The following is a 3781-nucleotide window of genomic DNA, read 5'->3' as shown; positions in this document are numbered from 1 at the left end:
CCGGCGGTTTCACCGACTGCCTGTTGCAGCGCGACGTGAAAAAGGTCTTCGCCGTGGATGTGGGTCACGGTCAGCTCGCCTGGAAGCTGCGCCGGGATTCACGCGTGGTCGTCATGGACAGGACCAACGCGCGCGATCTGGCGCCCGCGCGATTTCCTCAGCCATTCGCACCGGTGGACCTGGTGGCCGTCGATTGCTCCTTCATCTCGCTGCGCAAGATTCTCCCGGCCGCCGCCGGCTTGCTGCGGAACGGTGGCAGACTCATCCCCCTGGTCAAACCGCAATTCGAAGCGGGCAAAGCGGAAGCCGACCGCGGCGCCGGTGTAATCACCGATCCGTGTATTCACGAGCGCGTGCTGCGCGAATTGGAGGAATTCGTCGGTTCCGTTGCAACGCTCCGCTGGCTGGGCGTGACGGAATCGCCGTTGCTGGGTCCGGCGGGTAACAAAGAATTTCTGGCATTGCTTGAAAAAATTGGCTGACAAAATCAAACGCGTTGGCCTCATCGCCAACTCGGAAAAGATCAACTGCCGTGCCGCCGTCCAAAAGGCTGCCGCGTTGATCTCGGACGCGGGGCGCGTCGCGGCCTGCGACAAAGCCACGGCGCAGCTGGCCGACCTGAAAGGTCTGGTCTGCTCCGACGCGCGCCACCTCGCTCGGGAAACGGAATTGGTGATGGTGTTCGGAGGCGATGGCACCATGCTGCGCGTGGCCCGCGAAGTCGCCGGTTCGGACACGCCGATCCTCGGCATCAACGTCGGCGGACTTGGTTTTCTGACGGCGGTCCCCTCGGAACAACTGTCGCAGGCGCTGTCGCGCGTGTGGGCTGGCGATTTTGTTCGGGAACCCCGCTCGTTGATAGAAGCCACCGCCCGCGCGAGGGAAAAGACCATCCGACAGGTCGCGCTCAACGATTTCGTGGTCAGCCGCGGCGCGGTCCCGCGGCTGATCGAATTGGAGGTGCGCGTGGATGACGCGGTTTTGACGCGCTACCGCTGCGACGGCATCATCGTCAGTTCCCCGACGGGTTCAACAGCCTACTCGCTCGCGGCAGGTGGAGCGATCGTAAACCCCGACGCCGACGTCTTTACGCTCACACCCATCTGTCCCCACACGCTGTCCAACCGCTCCGTTATCGTCGGACTCAATTCGATCGTCCAGGTCAGGGTGCTCAGCCCGCGCGTGGATGGCATTCTTTCAGCCGATGGCCAGGTTCAAACGCAACTCACCGGCGGCGACACGGTCACCATCCGGCGCAGCCAGCGGGCGGTGCGTCTGGTCCGGCTCACCGGCGCTTCATTTTTTGAAACGTTGCGCCAAAAACTGCACTGGAGCGGCTCGAATGTGTAAGCCTCGAACATGGTTCGATTAAAAGACATTGCGGAACGCGCCGGCGTTTCGATCATGACCGTGTCAAAGGTCATGCGCGACGCGCCGGACATCTCCGTTGCCACGAAGGCACGTGTCCGTGTCCTCGCCCAGCAAATGGGTTACGTGCCCGACTCCCTGGCGCAGGGACTTCGCACCCGGACGACCAAGTTGTTCGGGCTGGTCGTTTCGGCGATGACCAACCCCATTTTCTCCCGCGTCGTCATGGCCATCGAGGAACGTGCGCATGAACTCGGCTATGAAGTGATTCTCAGCCACACTTTGAATATTCCGTCGCGCGAAGAGTCCGCGATCCGCCGTCTGATCTCCCGGCGTGTCGATGGTCTGTTTATTTCGCCGGTGTACCGTCTCGCGCCGGAGGCGCCAATCTACCAGGAGCTGCAACGGTGCGCGATACCGACGATCATTCTTGGCCACCTCGCGCCATTCTGCACCCAGTTCCCCAACGTCGAGACGGACGACATTCAGGCCAGCTACGCGGCCACTCAACACCTGCTGGAACTCGGCCATCGGCGTATTGGGTATTTTGCCGGGCCCCAGGTTTCGCCGTGGGCACAGGAACGGCTGGAAGGCCATCGCCGGGCGCTCCGGGAAGCCGGCGTTGAAGTTGATGATAAACTGGTCTTCGACGCCGGCGCGACCATCGAAGAGGGCGAAAAGGCGGCCCTGCAAATGTTGAACGAGCGGCCTGATGTCACGGCGGTGCAGGCCGTGAATGATCTGGTGGCGATCGGGGCGGCGACGATCTTTTTGAACCAGGGGATCAAGATCCCGACAGAGCTTTCACTGGTCGGTTTTGGCAACGTCCTTATCAGTGAATACTTTCGTGTGCCTCTCACCACGGTGCGTCAGCCAAAATTCCGCCTCGGCGTCGCAGCCATGAATTCCATGCTCAAACTCATGCGCGGCGAGCGCCCGGAACCCAAGCGTCTTTCTGCGGAAACAGTTGTTCGTGCGAGCACGGCGGTCCCTTCGACCGCCGGCCGTGCTCAAACAAATCCGGTCGATAAAAACTGAAAACCCAACCCTATGAAAAACGTAATCGCTGCATTGGTCGTGATCCTTCTCGTGTTCGGGGGAGGATACCTGTATCTGAAGAGCAAATCCGGCATTCAGATGGATCCAAAGGTCGCCGAATTCCAGACTGACGCGGACCGTCTGATCCAGGGGCTCCAGCAATACAAGGAGTTCTTCAAGCATTATCCGACGGGAACCACCGCGGAAATCTCGAAGGCCCTCTCCGGTCAGGCGGAGGGTAGCAAGGTGGTCATCTACGCCACCGCCAGCGCAAAGAAAAACGACAAGGGCGAGATCGTCGATACGTGGGGCACACCGATCCAGTTCTACTTCTCGCATGATGCTGTCATGATCCGGTCAGCCGGCCCCAACAAGGTCTGGGAAGATAGTCGGTTCCCGGGGTCGGACGACCTGTATCGCACCGACACCAAGTAAGGCGTGGTGGCGCGGTCAAGGGCGCACGCGGTCACCCCCGAACGACGTGGAAGAATTCCGCCAGACGGCGACAAACATGCCGTTGCCGCGCGTGTGCTGGGGCCAGAGCCACAATTGCGCCACCGTCTGATCTGGCGTCAATGGGTTGGCGACGGGCAACGGTTCAAATGCCGGGCATTGTCGCTGGAATGCCGCGGCCACCTCAACCGTCTCCGCTCGCGTCATTGTGCATACCGCGTAAACTAGCTTGCCACCCGGCTTCACTGCCAGGGCCGCGCGCGTGAGCAATTCCGTCTGAATCCCGCCCAACTCCTTCACGTCCGCTCGTCGGGTCGTCCACCGCGCGTGAGGATTCCGCTGCCAGGTGCCCGCGCCGCTGCATGGGGCGTCCACCAGTATTCCGTCGAACGGGACGTTGGCCGGCAGGCTCTCTCCTCCATCCCAAAACGCCGCGCGATAGTTAAAAACACCGGCTCGTGCGGCCCGCTGTCGGAGCCTGTCCAACCGCCAGCGGGCCCGGTCGGTGGCCAGCAGCGATCCTTGGTTTTGCATCAGATCCGCCAGGTGCAACGTCTTGCCACCCTCTCCGGCGCACACGTCCCACCATCTTTCGCCCGGCTTTGGATTGCATAGCGCACCGACCACCTGCGAACTGATGTCCTGCAACTCAAATTCGCCGGCCTGGAATTCCTCCGTCCGAAACAAATCCTGTCGCCCGCCGTAAAGAACCGCATCCGGCAACGCCGCCGTCCTTGCATCCCGTAATTTTTTCGCCAGAGCCCTGCCCTGCCCTGCTCTCGCACGCAACCAGACGTTGGGTTCGCGTTGGAGCGAGCGCAACCATTCCAGCGGACAATCCATTTCGTCCACCGCCCACTTCGGGACCGCCTTTGCGCGAAGAGCCGCCTCCGGCAACGTAAACGGATTATGCCGAAAGCGT

At 61.5% G+C, this 3781-nt stretch carries 5 protein-coding genes; 4 read left to right on the top strand and 1 reads right to left on the bottom strand.

Translation table 11 applies throughout. The annotated features are described in order from the left end of the window. The 4 genes from VN887_06205 to VN887_06190 form a co-directional block, all read left to right on the top strand. On the top strand, window positions 1-482 hold a 482-nt coding region (locus tag VN887_06205), incomplete at its 5' end, for an SAM-dependent methyltransferase (protein HXT39599.1). Next, window positions 466-1350 carry an NAD(+)/NADH kinase gene (locus tag VN887_06200; protein HXT39598.1) on the top strand — a complete coding sequence of 295 codons (885 nt, stop codon included), beginning with the start codon at window positions 466-468 and terminating at the stop codon, window positions 1348-1350. The genes VN887_06205 and VN887_06200, both read left to right, overlap by 17 nt. 9 nt (window positions 1351-1359) lie before the next feature. After that, on the top strand, window positions 1360-2406 hold the full coding sequence (locus tag VN887_06195) for a LacI family DNA-binding transcriptional regulator (protein ID HXT39597.1): 1047 nt from the start codon (window positions 1360-1362) through the stop codon (window positions 2404-2406). 12 nt (window positions 2407-2418) lie between these two features. After that, entirely contained in the window at window positions 2419-2841 is a 423-nt protein-coding gene (locus VN887_06190; GenBank protein HXT39596.1) for a hypothetical protein, read from the top strand. A 15-nt stretch (window positions 2842-2856) separates the two neighbouring features. Here VN887_06190 and VN887_06185 read toward each other — a convergent pair. Then, window positions 2857-3781, bottom strand: a 925-nt coding sequence (locus VN887_06185) for an RsmB/NOP family class I SAM-dependent RNA methyltransferase (protein HXT39595.1), incomplete at its 5' end; no start/stop codon positions are given.

The sequence above is a fragment of the Candidatus Angelobacter sp. genome, assembly GCA_035607015.1.
GTDB lineage: Bacteria > Verrucomicrobiota > Verrucomicrobiia > Limisphaerales > AV2 > AV2.
Note: the sequence above shows the minus strand (reverse complement) of the source record. Positions and strands in the feature narration are given on the sequence as shown.